This window comes from Xanthomonas sp. CFBP 8445, from assembly GCF_025666235.1.
Classification (GTDB): domain Bacteria; phylum Pseudomonadota; class Gammaproteobacteria; order Xanthomonadales; family Xanthomonadaceae; genus Xanthomonas_A; species Xanthomonas_A indica.
In genome coordinates this window covers 4,497,443-4,515,386 of sequence record NZ_CP102594.1, presented here as the reverse complement: position 1 = coordinate 4,515,386, position 17,944 = coordinate 4,497,443, and the positions used below count along the sequence as shown (strand labels likewise).

19 protein-coding genes are annotated in these 17,944 nt (G+C 66.8%); 9 read left to right on the top strand and 10 right to left on the bottom strand.

The window, feature by feature from the left end; translation table 11 throughout:
- Nucleotides 1-14 precede the first annotated feature (14 nt).
- The 5 genes from NUG21_RS19540 to NUG21_RS19520 are packed head-to-tail and all read left to right on the top strand — an operon-like array spanning nucleotide 15 to nucleotide 5,009.
- Complete coding sequence (locus NUG21_RS19540; protein WP_263391770.1) at nucleotides 15-1,133, top strand: DUF2169 family type VI secretion system accessory protein; 1,119 nt, start codon at nucleotides 15-17, stop codon at nucleotides 1,131-1,133.
- Nucleotides 1,126-2,718: a PAAR-like domain-containing protein gene (locus tag NUG21_RS19535; RefSeq protein WP_263391769.1), complete on the top strand. Its 1,593-nt coding sequence runs from the start codon at nucleotides 1,126-1,128 to the stop codon at nucleotides 2,716-2,718. The genes NUG21_RS19540 and NUG21_RS19535 overlap by 8 nt, the downstream gene beginning before the upstream one ends.
- An 11-nt stretch (nucleotides 2,719-2,729) precedes the next feature.
- The gene (locus NUG21_RS19530; protein ID WP_263391768.1) at nucleotides 2,730-3,482 is read left to right on the top strand and encodes a PoNe immunity protein domain-containing protein; all 753 of its coding nucleotides are present in this window, start codon (nucleotides 2,730-2,732) and stop codon (nucleotides 3,480-3,482) included.
- Between the two features lie 28 nt (nucleotides 3,483-3,510).
- Nucleotides 3,511-4,065: a hypothetical protein gene (locus NUG21_RS19525; protein ID WP_263391767.1), complete on the top strand. Its 555-nt coding sequence runs from the start codon at nucleotides 3,511-3,513 to the stop codon at nucleotides 4,063-4,065.
- Nucleotides 4,066-4,121: 56 nt separating this feature from the next.
- Complete coding sequence (locus NUG21_RS19520; protein WP_263391766.1) at nucleotides 4,122-5,009, top strand: AP2/ERF family transcription factor; 888 nt, start codon at nucleotides 4,122-4,124, stop codon at nucleotides 5,007-5,009.
- Here the strand turns inward: NUG21_RS19520 and NUG21_RS19515 are convergent.
- From NUG21_RS19515 to NUG21_RS19470, 10 genes are all read right to left on the bottom strand, one after another.
- Nucleotides 4,936-5,646, bottom strand: a complete 711-nt coding sequence (locus tag NUG21_RS19515) for a DsbA family protein (RefSeq protein ID WP_019797212.1) — start codon at nucleotides 5,644-5,646, stop codon at nucleotides 4,936-4,938. The two genes, NUG21_RS19520 and NUG21_RS19515, sit on opposite strands and share 74 nt — an antisense overlap.
- Before the next feature lie 14 nt (nucleotides 5,647-5,660).
- A complete protein-coding gene (locus tag NUG21_RS19510; RefSeq protein WP_263393125.1) occupies nucleotides 5,661-8,519 on the bottom strand; it encodes a conjugative transfer ATPase in 2,859 nt (952 codons plus the stop codon).
- Between the two features lie 77 nt (nucleotides 8,520-8,596).
- The gene (locus NUG21_RS19505) at nucleotides 8,597-9,034 is read right to left on the bottom strand and encodes a TIGR03751 family conjugal transfer lipoprotein (protein ID WP_263391765.1); all 438 of its coding nucleotides are present in this window, start codon (nucleotides 9,032-9,034) and stop codon (nucleotides 8,597-8,599) included.
- Nucleotides 9,035-9,041: 7 nt separating this feature from the next.
- Nucleotides 9,042-10,523 carry a TIGR03752 family integrating conjugative element protein gene (locus tag NUG21_RS19500; protein WP_263391764.1) on the bottom strand — a complete coding sequence of 494 codons (1,482 nt, stop codon included), beginning with the start codon at nucleotides 10,521-10,523 and terminating at the stop codon, nucleotides 9,042-9,044.
- Nucleotides 10,513-11,508: a TIGR03749 family integrating conjugative element protein gene (locus NUG21_RS19495; RefSeq protein WP_263391763.1), complete on the bottom strand. Its 996-nt coding sequence runs from the start codon at nucleotides 11,506-11,508 to the stop codon at nucleotides 10,513-10,515. Before NUG21_RS19495 ends, NUG21_RS19500 begins: the two co-directional genes overlap by 11 nt.
- On the bottom strand, nucleotides 11,505-12,206 hold the full coding sequence (locus NUG21_RS19490; RefSeq protein WP_263391762.1) for a PFL_4703 family integrating conjugative element protein: 702 nt from the start codon (nucleotides 12,204-12,206) through the stop codon (nucleotides 11,505-11,507). Before NUG21_RS19490 ends, NUG21_RS19495 begins: the two co-directional genes overlap by 4 nt.
- On the bottom strand, nucleotides 12,203-12,661 hold the full coding sequence (locus NUG21_RS19485; RefSeq protein ID WP_263391761.1) for a TIGR03750 family conjugal transfer protein: 459 nt from the start codon (nucleotides 12,659-12,661) through the stop codon (nucleotides 12,203-12,205). Before NUG21_RS19485 ends, NUG21_RS19490 begins: the two co-directional genes overlap by 4 nt.
- Nucleotides 12,662-12,671: 10 nt before the next feature.
- A complete protein-coding gene (locus NUG21_RS19480) occupies nucleotides 12,672-12,992 on the bottom strand; it encodes a TIGR03745 family integrating conjugative element membrane protein (RefSeq protein WP_263393124.1) in 321 nt (106 codons plus the stop codon).
- Between the two features lie 89 nt (nucleotides 12,993-13,081).
- Complete coding sequence (locus NUG21_RS19475) at nucleotides 13,082-13,324, bottom strand: TIGR03758 family integrating conjugative element protein (RefSeq protein WP_011793689.1); 243 nt, start codon at nucleotides 13,322-13,324, stop codon at nucleotides 13,082-13,084.
- Nucleotides 13,321-13,698, bottom strand: coding sequence for an integrative conjugative element protein, RAQPRD family (locus NUG21_RS19470; RefSeq protein ID WP_263391760.1), 378 nt, complete (start codon nucleotides 13,696-13,698; stop codon nucleotides 13,321-13,323). The genes NUG21_RS19475 and NUG21_RS19470 overlap by 4 nt, the downstream gene beginning before the upstream one ends.
- 378 nt (nucleotides 13,699-14,076) lie before the next feature.
- Between NUG21_RS19470 and NUG21_RS19465 the strand changes: the two genes are divergently transcribed.
- From NUG21_RS19465 to NUG21_RS19450, 4 genes are all read left to right on the top strand, one after another.
- On the top strand, nucleotides 14,077-15,009 hold the full coding sequence (locus NUG21_RS19465; protein ID WP_263391759.1) for an HlyD family secretion protein: 933 nt from the start codon (nucleotides 14,077-14,079) through the stop codon (nucleotides 15,007-15,009).
- Between the two features lie 105 nt (nucleotides 15,010-15,114).
- Complete coding sequence (locus tag NUG21_RS19460; RefSeq protein WP_263391758.1) at nucleotides 15,115-15,831, top strand: response regulator transcription factor; 717 nt, start codon at nucleotides 15,115-15,117, stop codon at nucleotides 15,829-15,831.
- Between the two features lie 295 nt (nucleotides 15,832-16,126).
- Nucleotides 16,127-16,762 (top strand): hypothetical protein, encoded by a 636-nt coding sequence (locus tag NUG21_RS19455; RefSeq protein WP_263393123.1) that lies wholly within the window; start codon nucleotides 16,127-16,129, stop codon nucleotides 16,760-16,762.
- 48 nt (nucleotides 16,763-16,810) lie between these two features.
- Nucleotides 16,811-17,941, top strand: a complete 1,131-nt coding sequence (locus NUG21_RS19450) for a TrbL/VirB6 family protein (RefSeq protein ID WP_019796334.1) — start codon at nucleotides 16,811-16,813, stop codon at nucleotides 17,939-17,941.
- Nucleotides 17,942-17,944: the final 3 nt, after the last annotated feature.

Genomic DNA, 17,944 nt, shown 5'->3' with positions numbered 1-17,944 from the left:
CGCCCTGGACTGGCATGGACGTCGAAAACCACAGCCCGTTCCCGCACATGGTCATCGAGAAAGCGACCACCAAAGGCCGCTTCTTCGATGTCGTCATTGTCGCGGGCAGCTTCACCCTCGCGCACGGGCAGCCCGTGCTGGCCATGGACGAGCAGATGCCCATCCAGTGCGTGGACCGCTACGTCGGCGCGCCCGAGAGCACGCCGTTCCTGGAAGAAACCCACCTCGTCGTCGGCAAGCAGCGCACGGACGTGCATGTGCTCGGCCACGCCCGGCCCCTGGACGGCAAGCCTGCGACGCACTGGCCCATCGGCGTGCGCGTCGGCCCCCTCACCAAGACCGCGCAGGTCACGGGCCTGCGTGCGTGGCACTGGACGCCGCTGCGCGGCTGGCACCTGACGAAGCCTGAGCCGACGACCGCCGTGCCCCTGCACGCCGGGATGGCGTATGGTGGTGCGGTGCGCCGGGCGCGTTACCGCGGGCCGGTTATCGATGACATCCACGACGCCCAGGCCTTCGACACCTACCAGCCCAATCCGGTGGGGCGGGGATATGTGGGCGACGCCGATTTGGACCGGGCCCAGTTCTATCTGGCCCCGCAGATCGAGGATGTGCAAAAGCCGCTGCGCGACATCCGCGAGCGGCTCGCGCCCGTGTGCTTCGGCCCGGTGCCCCGGTGGAACCCGCAGCGTGCCCGCCATGCCGGCACCTATGACGACGCATGGCGTGCGGAACACTTCCCGTACCTGCCGCCGGACTTCGATTTCGCGTTCTACCAATCCGCGCAGCCCGACCTGATCGCGAACGGCTGGCTGAAAGGTGACGAGCCCCTCACCCTGATCGGCTGCGACACTACGGGCCGCATCGACACCCAGTTGCCGGACATCCAGCTACTGGCGCTGCTCACGGACAACAACGGGCTGACGCAACCCGTGCAAATGCGCCTGGACACGGTGACCATCGATCTCGATGCGCAATCGGTGCAGTTGGTCTGGCGCCGCGCCGTGCCCAAGGAGTGGGGGCTGCGCAAGGTGATGCTGGCAGCCATCCCTGCCGGGCCGGCGCAACGCGGCGCTGAACAGCCGATCCACATCCATCGAAGCCATTCCCCTGCCGAGGTCGCGAATGGCTAAGAAGCACATCGCCTGCGCGGAGGCCGTGTGGCGGGCCATCTGCACTGCGCCTGACGTGTGCAAGGTGGGCAACACGCCCGTGCCGTTCGACAGCTTCCGCGATCTGTCCAACCAGTTGCGGACGTCGCCGAATGTCTATGCGCGCGGAAAGCCCGTGTACCGGCTCACGGACTGGGTGCGCGGTACTGACGCGAACGCCGGCAAGGGCGTGGTATCGCAGACCTCCCAGCAGCCAGGGCATGTCCGGCTGATCGGCGACAACACGAGCGTGAAGGTGAACGGGCTGGTCTGCGCGCGGCACGACACCGTGGTGCAGATGAACGTGGGGCCCGGTGGGCCCAACACGGTGGGCAAGCTCGTCACGGAGCAGGGAGAGCCCGCCGGGACCGTCAAGAACGGCAAGCTGCCCTGCAATGATCCCCCCAAGACGTCCGACAGGTTGCAGAAGCTGGAGAAGCTCAAGCAGGAGCTGAGCTTCATGGATCCGGACCAGCTCGACAAGATCGTGCAGTTCGATGAGCTGAACAAGATGGCGGACGGTGGCATTGCCTCGATCAACGTCAAGGACGAAGGCGGCTGGTCCACGGCGGGCAACTACGGCACCCAGGCCTTGCGCGGCGTACTGGGCTTCGTGAAGGACCTCGGAGTAGGCATCGGTGAGCTTGCCTACACCGTGGGCAAAAAGGTCAACATCGCGGGCGCGATCCACAGCAACCTGGATGCAGCGATCCTGGCGGAGAACATCGTCCTGGGCAATGTCTGCCTGGCGTCCGTCAAGGAAGGCGCGGCGGCGGCCGTGAACGAAGTCATCAAGCCGGTGACCGAGCCGTGGAAAAAGGGTGACTACGTCGAGTCCGTGACGCGTGGTGCACTGGAGGTCGGGACTGCCGTCTTTGCGATTGGCGACGTCGCAAAGGCTGCCCAAGGCGCCAAAGCCGCGAGCGCAGCTGCAAAGGCGGCCGAGGCAGCCAAGGCAGCGGAAGCAGCCAAGGCCGCAGAAGCAGCCAAGGCAGCGGAAGCAGCCAGAGCCGCAGAAGCAGCCAGGGCTGCGGAGGCTGCCAAGGCCGCAGAGGCTGGGAAGGCGGCTGAGGCCGGGGAGGCTGCCGATGCAGCGAAAGCAGGAGATGCGGCCAAGGACAATGGCGTCAAGATCAAGCAGTTGACCAGCAACGAGAAGGCTGCGATCGGCGAAAAGAATGGACACGAAACGCTAGTCGACCATAAGTTGGAGCCTGTTGGAAAATCCGATGGCGTCTACGAGGTGGGGAAGAATGGCATCGATGGTGTGTACAAGAATCCCAATCCCCCTCCGGATTACGTTATTGCAGAATTCAAGTATGGTAAGGCTCAGTTGGAGAAGAATCTGGCCGACGGCACGAATCAAATGGACGACAACTGGGTTCGAAAGAGGCTGATAGACAAAGTTGGCGAAGAAGAGGCTGCAAAAATAATAGACTCCCTGAACCAGGGTAATGTAGAGAAGTGGCTGGTGCGGACTGCCGAAGACGGAACTACAACTGCTACTAAAATCGGCACCGATGGAAATGTCATCAGAGGTAAAGCCGGTAGGGTTCCAGGATTTTAAGGATTAGTATCATGAGAGATTCCGAAAAAGATATCGAGTATTTCACCAAGCGGATTGAATTTCGAGAAAAGCTGGTGGATGAAAAGCTGCCAGTAGCTGAAAGTTTCCCCCGTGTTGAAGGGCGACCCGGCAACGCAGCCAGTCTGTGCATGTACACATTTCAAATTTGTGTCCTTCGGTATGGCAGAGGTGATGCGATGGAGAAAATCGGCCCAAGCATTTGGAGGTGGGTCGAAGCAAAAGAGATTGAAAGTAAAATGATTTCTCAAATTCCGCCAGAGCGGAAAAATGAGAAGGTAATGTATGAACGCCTCACTCTGGACACTGTTTACGATGCGTTATCAATGATGGCTTTCGCCAAAGCGTTGCATTTCAATGCGGCTGAAATGAAGCGTCTCATCGATGCTATTGGCCACCCCGGCGAGGACGCGCTGATCGACGAAGGAGCGAGAGCGTTGGGTGACGCGCAACGACCCGTCGCGGATGCGTGCAAGTTCCCAAAGGTATACGACCCGCTGTTGGAAGTGTGGCGTTGCGATCCTTCAGAGCGCCCGGCCAAGTTGCTCGCCTTCTCCAAGGTTTGGAAGAAGAAGATCAAGCCGATCTACTGGTCTGACAGCTTGAACGGAGCGGATGGCGCTTACTTCGGCTACTGGTGCTTCGACGTGGCGCTCGCGGCCATCGCACTGGGTATTTCGGACGAGGCATTGCGCGGCAACCCTTACTACCCCAAAGACCTCGTGGACGCCGCGCGCGCGAAATAGACCTGGGTCAACGGATGAAAGTGACTTCATGCCTTCGCGATTCGATCCTCTACCCGACATGCTGCTGCGCAATCTTGGGCGATACAGCCGCCAGGAGCCGATGCAGAAGGCGTTAATGTCGTTGAAGCCGCCGGTTCGTGATCTCCGCCGGGGGCATGGTTCGGACCCCTACCACGTGAGCGTGGAGTGCCTCGGGCTGGATCTGATGCTGCAGTGCATGGATCCCCGGCTCCCTGACCACGAGCAGCTGTGGGGGCTGCATGCATTGACGTTTCACACTCCCATGTCCCGGCCGGCGAACGCGTGGACTGGGGAATGGCCCCGCGGGCTGGATGTTGGTGCTGCCACCTCGAGTGAGGTGGTCGCGCTGCTGGCGCAGAAGGACGATGAGGCTGTTCTGGCCTTGCCCGAGATAGCCTGCTTTGTCGTACCTGGTTTCGATGGCCAGTGCTGGGCCGTGAACTGCACGTTCGGGGGGCCGGCGAAGACGCTCAAGACCATGACCCTGGTGCGCACCGGAGATTGGGTGGGGGTCTCTTGGCTTCCTGAGTACAAGTCAGCAGGTGGCTCCATTGCGGCCTGATTTCCTGTCTTCAGGAAAATCCGAGCGTCGCTCGTGTCTCTCTTTTTCGCACGTCCATGGTCGATACCGAGCATCCCGACAAGATCTATGGGCTGATCCCGAGGTACGGGCGTGGCAGGCTACTACGCTGGTCCGTATCGATCACCCGCGGCGGGGAACACTTCGATAAGGAGTTTCGGGTAGCCACGTACGGCGACCCGGAAAAGGCCAAAGCCGCGGCGATCGCCTATCGTGACGGACTGCTCAAGGAAGTTCCGGCCATGAGCCGGCGCGACTTCGCGACGATCGTCAGGGCCAACAACACGTCCGGCACCCCTGGCGTCATGCGCAGGGAGGAAAACGGCTTTGCGCGTTGGTGCGCGATGGTATCTCTGCCGAACGGAAAGACCCGCAGGCGTACGTTTGCCGTGCGGAAGTACGGCGAAGATCAGGCGCGGGAACGGGCTATCAAGGCCCGGCTGGAATTGCTCAAACTGCTCGATGGCTGGGTCGCGCATCACCCGAACGCCGTACCGGAGGGGCAAACACCCTCCGAGATCGTCGCTCCCGCCACGCCCCGGCGCGGCAGGCGGCCTGCCCAGGCGTCCGAACGGAAGCCCTCACCGGACAAGCGGGTGTATCGCATGGAGCTCAAATGGAAGCTGCGCGACGGTACCCAGGTCTGCCGCGACTACTGGGTGGCCGAATGCGATCTACCGACGGGCGGCGTTCGTCGCAAGCAGTTTGCGGTGTGCGAGCACGGGGAACTGGAGGCGCGGCAGTTGGCGTTTGAGAAACGTCGGGAATGGCTCGCGCATCCTCCTGCAGCGGTGCCCCGCCGTGCGCGGCGGTCGAGCGCGGGCATTCCTTCGGGTGATTCCTCGCCGGAGGTCAGCGCGCCGGCCTCGGCGATGCCAGCAAGTCCAGCGCGGACATCAGCGCATCGGCCGGCACTGCCCCGCTGAGGCGCATTTCCTTGCCGCTGGTGCGGTCCCGCAGCCGCAGCGTCGGCGTCCCGGTGATGCCTCCGTCGGCGGCTTGGCGGGCCTGCTGGCTGACGGTGGCCTTCGCCTTTTCGCCGGTCAGGCAGGTCTGCATGCTGGAAGTCATGTCCGGGTAGCGGTCGCCGTCCGGCATGCCGCGGCCCTCGGCGCGCGTGTGTGCGTAGATCCAGTCCACCGCGTGCCAGAAGCCGGCATGTCCGCGCTGCTCGCCAGCGCATTCGGCGAGCCGGGCCTCCTGGCTGGCCGCCGGCTCATGCGCCGGGAGCGGCACGTGATGCCACTGCAGGTTTACGTCCGGCGTGGCGTCGATCCAGCGCACGAGTTGGGGAACGTAGTCCCGGCAGTACGGGCACTCGAAGTCCGCATAGACGGTGATCGTGAAACGCGCATCGGAGCGGCCGTGTGTCCAGGGCGGTCCTGGCGGCAGGGGCGGCGCGGTCTGGGCTGGCTGAGCTTCGGAAGACGCACCCTGCGGATGTTCCGGCCAGATCGCGATCGCGAGCGCAGCGGCCAGCAGAATGGCCGCGGCGGCGATCGGCCACTCTATGGGAGAGAGCGCCGTGCGCCAGCGCAGGAGTCGGGTGATGGTGGGTCGCATGGGAGGCCTTCGTTTCAGCCCAGGGCGTGGTGCGGCAGCGGCTCGATACCGCGTGCGCGATCGATGCGCTCGGCGACCAGGATGGCGGCGTTGAGCTCGTGGATGCCATGCTGCTGCATCAGCGCGAAGCGTTCGGCCTTCTCTTCGGGTTCGGTCATGGCCATGGCCAGGTACAGGCTGGGCGGTACGGCCCGAAAGAGGAGTTCCATGGACTTGGAGAGGATGACGCCCTCGGTGAACTTTCCCGCTTCCTTTCGTGCCGAGAGCATCAGGGCCTTCTGTGCCGGGTTGAGTTCACGGAAGCGGGCGATCTTCTCCACTTCGTCCGGCGGCATGGAGAGGCAGATCCACCACTCGATCATGTTGAGCATGGGCTCGGCGGCCTTCGGCAGATCGTCGAGGTTTTGGGTCGCCAACCAGAACCAGGCGCCGAGCTTGCGCCACATCTTGGTGATCTTCACGACGTAGGGCGCGAGCAGCGGGTTCTTGGTGATGATGTGGCCCTCGTCGGTGACGTTGATGATGGGCCGGCCGAGGAACTGGTCGCGCTCCGCGATGTTGTTGACGGTGTTGATGAGCGAGATGTACGCCACCGAGAGTTGCGCGTTGTAGCCCTCGCGCGCGTAGGTGGCGAGGTCCACGATGGTGATGTCGGCCTCGGGCCAGGGCGTGCCGGCACGGTCGAACATCTCACCGTCCGCGCCCTGGCAGAACATGTCCATCGCGTCCGCCATCTCCAGGAGCCGGGCGCGGCGCATATCGGGCAGGTTGGTGTCGCCGGCCCGTTCGCGCAGCGCGTCGCGCACGTCCCGCGTCAGCACGGTGCGGCCCGCGGCCGTGCAGCGGCGTGCGGCATCGAGGATGCACTGGCGGATCAGACTGCGGTCGGCGCGCGTCATGCGCGCCTCTTCCTTGTCCTCGCCGCCGGTAATCATGAGGCGGGCGGTGATCTCCAGTTCGCCGAGCACGTCGCGCTGCTCGTCCCCGTCGGAAGCGGCGCCGCCGGCATCCAGCGCTTCATCGAGCGCGTCGGCGTCGAGTGTGCGGACCTGGCTGGGTGTGTCCACCAGGCGCCGCGCATCGGCGAAGGGAGCCAGGCTGACGCCCGCGCCCGGCGCGAGCCGCACGCGGTTCACCGTGAGGCCGAGGCGGGCGGCGAAGTCGCCGAACAGCCCAAAGGAGTTGCCGGCCTCGACGATGAAGAGGCGAGGGCGGTACATCGCAGTCACCTGGTTGAGCAGGTTGTTGAGGGTGGCGCTCTTGCCCGATCCCGTGGGTCCGAACAGGAACAGATGGGCGTTCATCTGCCGGTCCAGCCGGTTGAGCGGGTCGAAGGTGATGGTGTCGCCGCCCCGGTTGAACAACGTGATGCCGGGGTGACCCGTGCCGCGGCTGCGCCCCCAGACCGGCGCGAGGTTGGCCGCGTGCTGCACGAACATGAGCTGCGTGTACCACTGCCGCGTGTCCTTGGCGGGGTCGAACACGCAGGGCAGCCAGCGCAGGTAGGTGTTGAGGGGAGCGACCTCGTCGTCCTCGCGCACCGGCTGCAGGCCGGCACCCAGCATCACGTTGGCGAGCTGCACGCCGCGCTCGTCCAGTTGGGCGAGATCCTGTCCGCGCAGGTAGAAGGCGAGTGCGCCGCGATAGAGCTTGTGCGCGCTGCCGATGAGGCCGCGTGCCTCCTGCACGTCGCGGCGCGTCTGCTCGGACGCCAGCGTCTCGCCCACGGCCTTGCGCGCCAGGTGATTGAGGTGGGATTCGAGCACGTCCTGCGGCGTGGCGACCAGGGTGAGGCACATCACCGTGTCCTCCGGCATCTGGTCGAACAGCGCGTTGATCGCATCGCCCTTGCGCGTCTCGCCCGTGAGGTGGCCCGTGCCCGGCGCGTTGCGCAGGCGGTCCATCACCACCGCGCGGTGGGGCATGCCGTCGAACCACCAGAGGCCGTTGTCCACGTCGGAGCGCGGCGGGCCGAAAAACAGCCGCTGGGCGAAGTCGGTGCCGCTCGCAAGTTCGATGTCGCCTTCCTCGGCTTCGTCCGGGTAGCGCGTCAGGTCGTAGAAGCGTTCCCTGTCGAGGGCGGTATCGCCGAGCAGACGCGGCTGCGGGTTGAACCAGCGCAGCAGCCATGCGTGGATGTCCGCTGCGCCCAGACGTTCCGCTCTCACGCCGGCATTGGCCAGGCCGCCCTGCAACCGGTCGCAGATGGTCGTCAGCGACTGCTCGGGCGACAGGCCGCGGCGCTGGCTGGAGGCGTCGCCGAGGCGCCGGTAGACCACCATGCGTACCCTCCGGGCCTGGCCGCGCCAGGGCAGGCGCGTCACTGCCGTGTCCTCGAACAGGCCGCCGGGCTTGGCGATGGCGCGCAGGTGGTGGGCGAAGAAGCGCTGGTAGAAGGCGGTGAACGCGGTGTCGCGCGCCCGCGGCTGCACGTAGGCGTCCAGGCCGCGCAGGTAGCGGTCCCAACTGGCCTCGTCCTGGGCGTAGAGCTGCACCACCCATGGGTGATCGTCCAGTTCGTCGAAAGCGTCCTGCAGCGCGTTCTCCAGCGCATCGCGCGCCTGCCACAGCCACGCCATCTCGCGGCCTTCCGTGCCGATGGGCACGAGCTCGAAGAATGCCGCGACGGACACCCCGTCATCGAGCAGCATGCTGCGCGACTCGGGAAGGTACTCCGCCCAGGGCAGCATGTCCACGAAGGAGGGCGACACGCCGTAGAGGGCACGCTCGTCGTCTTCGGTGGCGCGCGGCCGGCCCGGCGGGCGCGCGTGCGTGCCGGGCGCCGGAATGCCGTTCTCCGCGAGCCGTGCGACGTGTTCGTCCCAGGCATCGGGCGGTTCCGCGGCGGGGTGCTCGGCGGCGACCGAACCCATCGCCGACACACCGCTGCGCAGCCGATGCAGCGCGCCCGCGGCGCGCTCGGACCAGCGCCAGCGCGGCCGCCGCGGCATCAGTAGTCCTCCACGCGTTCGCCGGGCATCGCGTACTGCACGCGCTGGTACAGAGGAAACACGGTGCTGTAGCCCGGCACGGGAACGGGATCGGTCCCGGCGAGGTGGGGGAAGACGTACATCACCAGATCGGGGTTGGGCAGCCGGCGGAACTGGCGGTAGATCTCGTTCTGCGCCGTCCGGGTGTAGGCCGCGTTGTCGGCGGGGATGGCCTGGACGTCGGCTGCCGTCAGGGGGCGGCGCAGGACCTGGCGCGCGTCCATCAGTTGGCGTGTCGCCGCGCCGCCGACCTGCGCACCGGGCACGCCGGCACCGCCGGTCTCCTGGTCCCAGATATCGCTCATCGTGCGGTCTCCGTGCGAGAGCAGGTCGTCTTTGTGCGTCGCGCAGCCCGACAGCAGCAGGACGGCGGTGGCAAGCAGGAAGCGCTGCGGCATGCGGCGCTCAGTCCAGGTCGGTCGCATGGGTTCCTCCAGTGGTGTGGCGGACCTTGCGGCCCTGGGCTTCGTAGTCGATCTGCAGAGGTTGTTCGAGGTGGACGGCGACCTGGGCGCCGGGTGGCACGTACACCGCGGCGAAGGCCTGCCCGTAGAGCTTGTTCACCCACTGGGACATCTCCTGCACGCCGCCCGCGAGGATGCGGCCCATGGCCTCGTTGCCGGAGATGCCCACGGTGCCCAGCGAGCCGTTGCCGTTGCTGACCACCGCCACGCTGCCGCTGTCGCTCTTGATGAGCGACGCGGCGCCGGCGCCAGCCGCAGTGATGAGGGCCTGCGATCCGAGATATTGCTGCGCGTTGCTGCGGCGCTCGCCGCTGACACAGGGGATGCCGTGCGGATCGCTGATCCAGCCGAGGCCGCCGAGGATGGGGCCCTGGCCGTCGGCGGCGTTGCCGTTGCCGTTGCCGGAGCCGCCGCGGCTGCCGCCCGCGCCGCCCTGCGTCTTGTCGTCGGGAATCGTGCGGATGGTGCCGTCGCGGAACACGAAAGTGACCGAGCGGATCTGGCCGCGTACGCACGAGAGCGTCCAGTCGCCCGAGGCGGTGCCGCTCACCACCGCGCCCGCCACCTCCGGCAGGTCGATGCCGTTGGCCGTCAGGTTGTCAGGGCCGATCAGGACTTTGAAGGGATAGGGGTCGTTGACCGTGCCGTCGATCGGCACACGCCCGATCAGGGCCGTCATCGCGACGGAACCCATCAGGGTGGCGTTGGTGGGCAACGTGTACATCGGCTTGGCGGGCTTGGCCTCGGTGGCGGGCGAGGTGCCGGCCGGCGTGGCAGATGCCGAGCCGCCGCCGGTACCACCATCGGCGGGACCGAAATGCATCGGAAAGCGATCGGCCTTGCCGGTGCCGCCCGGTGCGTTCTTGCCCGCATCGGGCCGCGCGTCGTCGGGTTCCACCCACCGCACGCCAGAAGCGCCAGCGGCGCCGAAGCCCTTGCCGTCGCCTTCCTCCAGCCCCAGCCCAACCGGCAGATCGGCGGAGCCGCCCTTGGCGCCCAACTGGTCCAGCTTGTGCTGCAGGTCCTGCAGCATGCTCTGGGTCTGCTGCTTGTCGCCAGCGACTTGCTCGGTCTCCTGGCGCTGGCGGTTGCGCTCACCGTCGATCGCGGCCTGGATGCGCTGGTCAATCGAGTTGTCGCGCTGGCGCAGGCGCTCGTTTTCCGCGCGCTGGTTCTTGTTCTCGCCTACCGCGGTCTGCAGTTCGCCGCGCAGTTGCTTGACCTGCGCGACCAGGGTGGCCACGGTATCGCGCGGCGTGTCGCCGTCGATGCCCAGGGCCTTCATCTCCTCCGGGCTGAGCTGCGCGGTGCCGGCACCTGCGGCGGACTTGTCCGAGCGCACGGAGGTGAGGTGGATGCCAAGGAAGACCAGCAGCGCGACGACAGGAATCATCAGCCACTTGAGCAGGCCGTTACTTTTCATGGGCGGCTCCCGAAGGCTGGTGTGGGGCGGCCGGCGTGGCAGCTGGAGCCACGCCGGCGTCGAGGGCCGGCGGTGGGAGGTTTTGCGCGGCGTCGATCCGGCTGATGCGCGGCAGCAGCGCGTCGCCCAGCCCGCGGCCGCGCGTGACGAGGTAGAGCACCGTGGTATCCGTGGCGTCGCCGGCCGGCCCCAGGCCCGGGTGCTGGAAGGTCGCGGCGACGAAGTCGCCGATCAGCATGCGGGGATCGAGGTCCACCCAGCGCGGCGAGGTGTTGGTCAGGCGGACCGCGGTCACCCACTGGTCTTCCATGCGCCACGCAGCCAGGGCCTGCGCTCGCACGGGCAGCGATGGCGCGAGCGCGTCCAGGTTCAGGCCGCGGCGCAAGTTCGCCTGCGACACGCCCATGGCTGGCTCCACCGTGCGCAAGGGGGCATAGAGGCTCTGCGCGGCATAGCGGGTGAGCACCACTGCGACCGGCGTCTCGTGGCGCGCATGGGTTCCCGATTCGGGGGACCCGGACGCTCGCACGTCGGCGGGGCGCTCATCGGCGCCTGCGTCGCTGTCCGGAGTTCCGTCGCGGGCGCCGTAGCGCTTACCCGGCGTGTCGCCTTCGACAATCCGCACGGGCTCCAGCGGTGCCTGGCCTTCCTTCGGCGCTTCGGCTGCGATGTCGATCAGGATCAGCGCTCCGCTGTCGGCGTCCTGCAACTGCAACCGGGTCGGTTCGATCGCTTCGCTGGCCCGCAGGTATATCGCGCCGCCCGCGCTCTGTACGCGCAGACGATCGGCGATGGCGGCGGGCACGCCCACGCGCACGTTCCGATCGATGAAGACCACGCGCTCTTCCCCGACGTGCAGCGGCACAGCGAGCGGCATGCGTTCCCAGCGCAGAATCTGCAGTGCCTGGGCTGCGGGAGCGACGCCCAGCCAGAGCATGGCGCCCAGTGCGAGCGCGCGCAGGGCTAAGGGGATCGGTCTGTTCATGGCGTGCCTCCAGGCAAGGGCGCGGCGGGCGCGGACGGGTGGCCCGGTGTCGTGGTCGCGGGCGCCGCGGCGGGCGGCGTGATGCGCTGCGGAGCACCGCTGTAGCAGTCGAGGGCCAGGCCGAAGGGGTTGCGCTCGGGATCGATGTCGAGGCGGACCACCTTCAGCGGGTAGCGCACGAGCGCCCGCTTGACCTGCTCTCCCGCGTAGTACTCGTCCGCGGCGACGTCGAGCGTCACGATCCAGTCGCGCTCGGACAGCACCTTGACGCGCGTGGTCGGGTCCTCGCCGTAGCTGCGGCCCGGGATTTCGTAGAGGCCGCGCACGCGCTGGCGCAGTTCGCCGTTGTTGCGGCGGGTTTCGTAGTCCTGCTGCAGCAGAGCCTGGCAGGACGGGGTAAGGTAGGCGGACAGGGCGCGCAGGTTGCGGGGGTAGTCCTCCTCGCCATTCGTCGGCCAGCGGTTGAGCTGCTGGAAGATGTAGTAGCCGAAGGCGTACACGTTCTCGGGCGGCACGTCCCACCACTTGCGGGTGCTGCCCGAGCGCAGATCGGGGGGCACGTGGATGGTCAGGTGGCGCGGCGCATTTGCCCAGCCGATGCCCAGCAGCACCGCCAGTGCGAACAGCGCCGCGCCCACCCGGCGCAGGGTGCTCACGTGCGCCTGCAGGTGCGCCACCTCGTTGCGGAAGCGGCTCATGGCCGGCCCCGGGGATGCAGGTGGCGTGGGTGGAAGCCACGGTGGCCGCGCGGGCGGCGAACGGGCGCAGTGCGGCGCGTGGTCCAGCAGCCGGAGCGCGTGACCAGTCCCTGGCCGCCCAGGCGCGTGGCCCACAGCGGATGGCGCAGGGCCAGCCGCCACTGCAATTGGCGGTACAGCCAGGTGTCAGGCCGGCCGCGCTTCGCGCGCCGCAGGATGCCGCCTCCGATGAAGACGCCCGCGGCAATGCCCGCCACGATCATGGTAGGCACCATTGCGATGCTGCGCGTGATCCACGCCAGCGGGAGCCCCACGGCCAGTCCGGCGGCGGCGGATGCGCCGGCGCAGACCCAGAGTTCGTCGGCGGTGAGGCCGCGCACCACCACGGGCTGGCGGTTGAGCCGGTGCGGTAGGAAGGCGACGAGCCCGTCGCGTGTCGCGTCCTGGGGGGCCATGGGCGCGCTGCTACAGGATGGCCGTGGCCTTGGTGAGCAGCCAGATGCCGACCACCAGCAGCATCGCGCCCACGGCCACCGTCAGGCCGAACTGGCCCCAGGTGGCGCGGCCGGTGTGGATTTCCGAGTAGCGCGTGTAGGCGTGGTAGCAGACGCCGACGAACATGGAGGCTACGACGAGCAGCGCGACTAGGAGAACGATGTCGTAGCCGTAGTTCTGCAGCGTCTGCAGGATGCCCTTGCCGGCTCCGCGGGAGGGGTCTTCCATCGTGGGCAGGCCGACCGCGAACGCCGGTGTCGCGATCGCCAGCAGGGTGGCCGTCGCGAAGATGGGAGCGGTACGCAAGGCGCGACGTCGGGGGAGGGTGGGTGCTTGCATGGCAGGTCCTCGGTTCATCGGATTTCTCGGGAAAGGCGGGATCAGCGGGAAAGCAGCAGGAAGGTCAGCACGAGGTAGAGCGCGAGGAAGCGGACAACCACCGCGAGAAACTGGCGCTGCGACAAGCGCTGCTCGGCCCAGCCGGCGTAGGCGGCGCGCATGGCCCACACGCCCCAAAGCAGCAGCACGGCGAACACGAAACCCAGCACGACATCGGCGACGGCCGAAGCCGGGAAGCCGCCGTTGGCCTGAAAGGCTGCGAGTTGGTCCGCGCTCGCGGTCATCGCAGCTGCTCCGGAGGTGCCGGGCTCGGCGCGCTCTCGCGCGTGTACTGGCCCGTCAGTGCGGACGGGTCGCGCGGCTGCGCGCGCACGGGGACCAGGAAGCTGGCGAAGCCCGCCTGCATGCGGCGCACGTCGTCGTGCAGGCGTGCGTAGTCGAAGTGGTAGCGGGACGGCTCGGACGCCGATGCCGGAGCCGCCGTGGCGGCGAGCCGGTCCACCTGGTCGAGCAGGCGCTGCGCCCCCGCCAGCCGATCGCGTTCGAGGGCCGCGTCGGCTTGGGCCGACGCGGCGCTGCAAAGGAGTGCCGCGGCCAGCACGCCGGACAGGGGGAGGCGAGGGGATGCGGCGTGGCTGGCCGTGGCACGCGAGGTCATGTCGGTCTCCTTGCTGTGGGGAGACTCGATGCTGCGCAGGCGGAAGGACTGGCGCTGCAATGAATGTGGATGTGGCGTTGACCGTATTGCGCCAGCGCCCGGGCGGCCAACTTGAGAGGCGGTTTCGCCGAGCCGCGTCGGTCCGTGAGGGTTCGGGCAACCGACCGATGAGGAGCGCCTGGCTACGGCAGAGGCCTGTCAAGCGGGACTATCACCCAGCGCCCGTGGGGATTACCCCCCAGGAATGCCTCGTACCTTCGCGGGCAGGAGCGGCCCTCATAATTTTCCCAATAGGCACGCCGGAACCAGCCTGACACCATTGCCCAGAGATCGCGCCTTCGGCGGATTGAGTGGGATAGGGACCGCGAGGACCATGGTGTGAACTCCAGCTTGTTCCGCAGCGAGGTCTATGAGAACAGGCGCAGCGTGCTTGCCGGTTCCATATCCCTGCGGGAACTGCGGAGCGGCTGGGCGTTCATGGGGTTCGGCATTTGCGCAGTCCTCGCGATCGCGTTGTTGCTCGCGTTAGGTCAGTACGACCGCCACGAGCCGGTCAGCGGGACAGTGGTGCCTAGCGATGGATTGCTCACCGTGGTGGCCCCCGAGAGAGGGCCCATAACACCCGTCTTCGTGCGCGAGGGTGTGTGGTTGCGAGCGGGGCAGCCGCTGCCAGGGATTGCCGAAACGCAAACCAGTGCATCGAGAGGAGATGCCGGCTTTGCCGTGTCCGAGCAAATGGCCTTCAAGCGCCAGCGGCTGTTGGATGACCTCACCGGGCATGACCGACTGGCCGGCATGCAGAGCCGGGACATCCAGCGCGCGGCGCTCCTGATACCTCCGGTGGATGGTCCAGTGACAGATCCGCCCGTCGATACCGAGCAATTCGTGGTGGCCGAGCTGCCGATGGCGACTGTGCTGCCTGCGGCGACGACTTTCCCGGCAGAGCTCTGGGTTCCCACGCAGGGCTCTGGTTTCATGCGCAAGGGCGGGGAGGTCGTCATCCGATACCGTGCCTACGGCTACCAGCAGTTCGGCCAGTACCTCGGTCGTGCGCAACAGGTGTCGCGCGATTGGTCGTCGCTGTCCGAGGCGAACAATGTCCCAGGCAAGGAGATCAAGAAATCAAGCTACCGTGTGCTGGTGCATCGGGAGAATCAGCACGTGCAGGTGTACGGAAGGCCAGACACTCAGCGGCCCGGCATGACGCTCGACGCTGGCATACGCCCCGACCGCCGCCGGCTCTTCGAGTGGATCTTCGATCCGCTGTACGGCTTCGGGCAGCGCTCGATCAAGGATTGTGAGCATGGCTGAAGAGCCCTGGGATCGCATGCCGTGGCACTGGACGGCCTGGCGCGCAGCAGCGATGCTGCCGCAGCCCGGAGCGGACGGGTATCGGCTGAGCCACGGAACACGCAGATGGACTGGATGACCAGCGCCGGGCCGGCGGCCCGCAAGGCAGAGGACCAACCGGATGCGCGGCCCTGCAGGTATTTCATCGCCGACGATCATCCGTCTGCGACATTCGCCGTGCTGCAACTGCTTGCCACGGCGTTCGCCGTGCCTGGATCGCACTGCGCCACGTTCCATGGAAGCGAGGTGCTGCTGGATGCCTGCGCGGAACCTCCCGGTGGCGTTGTCCGGTTGGTGGTGCTCGACCTGCTGATGCCCGGCAAGCTGAAGCGGGCGCGCCTGGTGCGTGCAGTACTGCGGGCAGATCCGACTGCACGGGTGGTGGTCCACACCGCGGAAGAAAGCGCGTTCCTCGCGAGCGAGGTGTTCCGGGCCGGCGCCCTGGGGTATGTGGCGAAGACGAGTGCCGTGACGGAGCTCGCGCAGGCGATCGAGGCGGCTGGCTCGGGCTGCCGATACCTGGACAGCAGCATCGATGTGGACAGCATCAAGTCCCACCCCTGGACATCCTTGACGGACGCGGAGCGGTCGATCCTGCTCGCGTTCAGTCGTGGGGAGAAGGCTGGGGAGATTGGAGGGCGCACCGGGCGCAGCTACAGCACGGTGACGACGCATAAATACAGCGGACTGGCCAAGCTCGGTTTGCGCGATGGCGGTGAGCTGCTCCCCTACCTGTATGCGAACGGTCTGCAGTTCGAGTTGGATGGATCCGATGAGCAGTGAGCGAACTTGGTCCAGGCAGGACGGTGGCGGCGGCAGGCTTCCAGATGCGATCCCCGCTGTAGCTCCTGCAGCCAGCAGGTCGCTGCCCGTGCGCGCATTCCGCCCGCAGCGCGGCCGTGGGCATCGCCCGAACCGCCGTATGGCACCAACTGACCGCGAGACCGCCATGACCCAATCCCCGAACCGTCCTCTCCGCCTGACACGCCTGACACGCCTGTGCGCGGCTGTCGCCATCGCCGCCTGCCTGGTGGTCGCGCCCGCCAACGCCACCTGGATCGTCAACGACCCGATGTCGATGGCCAAGGCGCTGCAGGAGTACGCGGAGCAGGCCAAGCGCTGGACCGAGACGATCAAGCAGTACCAAATGCAGCTGGAGCACTACCAGCAGCAGCTCATCAAGCTGCAGCGGCTGCAGTTCGGAGATTCCACCATGGCCGACAACTTTCCGGAGCGGCCCCAGGACTACGGGCTGGAGGACAGCTGCCCGGGTGCGAGCCAGAGCGGCATCAACGGGCTGATGAACCAGTTCAAGGCGTTGGCGCCGGACATGAACGGCAGCGCGGTTGACGAGCAGATGAAGGTCTGCGCGCGCATCGTGATGGCGAAGAATGCCCAGTACAACGAGACGGTGCGCATGCTCAAGCGCCTGATCCAGCGCAACGAGCAGTTCAAGCAGGTGCAGTCGCAGCGCGATGGGGTGGGCACCAGCCAGGGCGCGCTGGCCGCCAACGACAACGAGGTGCGGCGCTTCGTGGCGCAGAACTCCATGGATCTGGATTACTGGCAGGCGCAGATGAAGGCCTACGACGCCTACATCGTGGCGCTCAAGGACGACCAGTCGCGGCTGGCCCGGCGGGCGCTGGACGGCAACAAGAACATCTTGGGACAGGTGATCCAGGCGGGCGTGCTGGCCGGGGCGCTGTCCAAGTAGACGCGCAACAACTTCACCCTCACGACACAGCAGACGGAAAAAATTGGGATGAACGGAGTCTTCGACACCGCAACGCACTGGATGCAGCCGCTGGCGGACACCACCCTGGGGGACTTCGTTTTCTTCCGGCTGGTCAACAACTACTTCACCGACGAGATCGCCGAGTTCGGCCTGGACCTGATGCGCCGCGCGATGCATTGGGTGAGCGTGATCGCGTTGACGGCGACCACGTTCTGGATCCTGATCCAGGGCTACCGCATCGCGACCGGGCAGTCGCGCGAATCGGCGATGGCGACGATGGTCAAGGCGGCCAAGGTCGCGGTGATCCTGATGGTTGCCTCCACCATCGGCGCGAACGGCGCGGCGCTGCACAAGACGATGACGGACAACCTGGACAAGGAGATCCACGGCTTGTTCACCGGTGACGACAACAGCAGCGCGGCCGACTCGATCGACGACAACCTCAAGTACACCCAGTTGGCCCTGTCGGCGCTGGATGCGGTGCGTGTGGACGCTAACGATCCCGAATCGATCGAGAAGAAGGGGCGCTCGATGCTGCTGGCCAGCTTCGGCACGGCCAGCCCGCCGATGGCTGCCGGCGCCATGCTGCTGCTGTTCAAGTTCACCATGGCATTTCTGGTGGGCATCGGCCCGATCTTCATCTTCTTCCTGATGTTCGACCAGACCAAGGACCTGTTCCGGAAGTGGCTGTTCTACGTGCTGGGCACGCTGTTTTCCATGTCCATGCTGTCGGTGGTGTCGGCGATGGTGCTGAAGTTCACCGCCAAGGTGGCGGCCGCCTACTGGGCGATGAAGTTCATCCCGCTGGCCAACGCCGAAGGCCTTTCATCGCAGGCCCTGCAGCAGGGCGGGATCGGGCTCATCATGACCGCGCTGATCGTCACGGTGCCGACTATCGCGGCGGCGGTCTGGCAAGGCAACATGGGCACGTTCATGACCTACACGGCCTTCGGCCCTGCGAATGCGTCTTCTCCGGGGCCGCAGGGGCAGCCGCCTGGCTCCTACAGTCCCCCGCAAACCCGCCCGGATTCGCAGGCTTCTTCGGGTTCGATGGTGGGCTCGGCCAGCCACCGGCTCGGCGGGGCGCAGGCCAACAGTTCTCCTTCCGAAGGCAGTGGCGTCATGGGCGCGGCCAACCGCGATACCAGGATCAGGTGACGT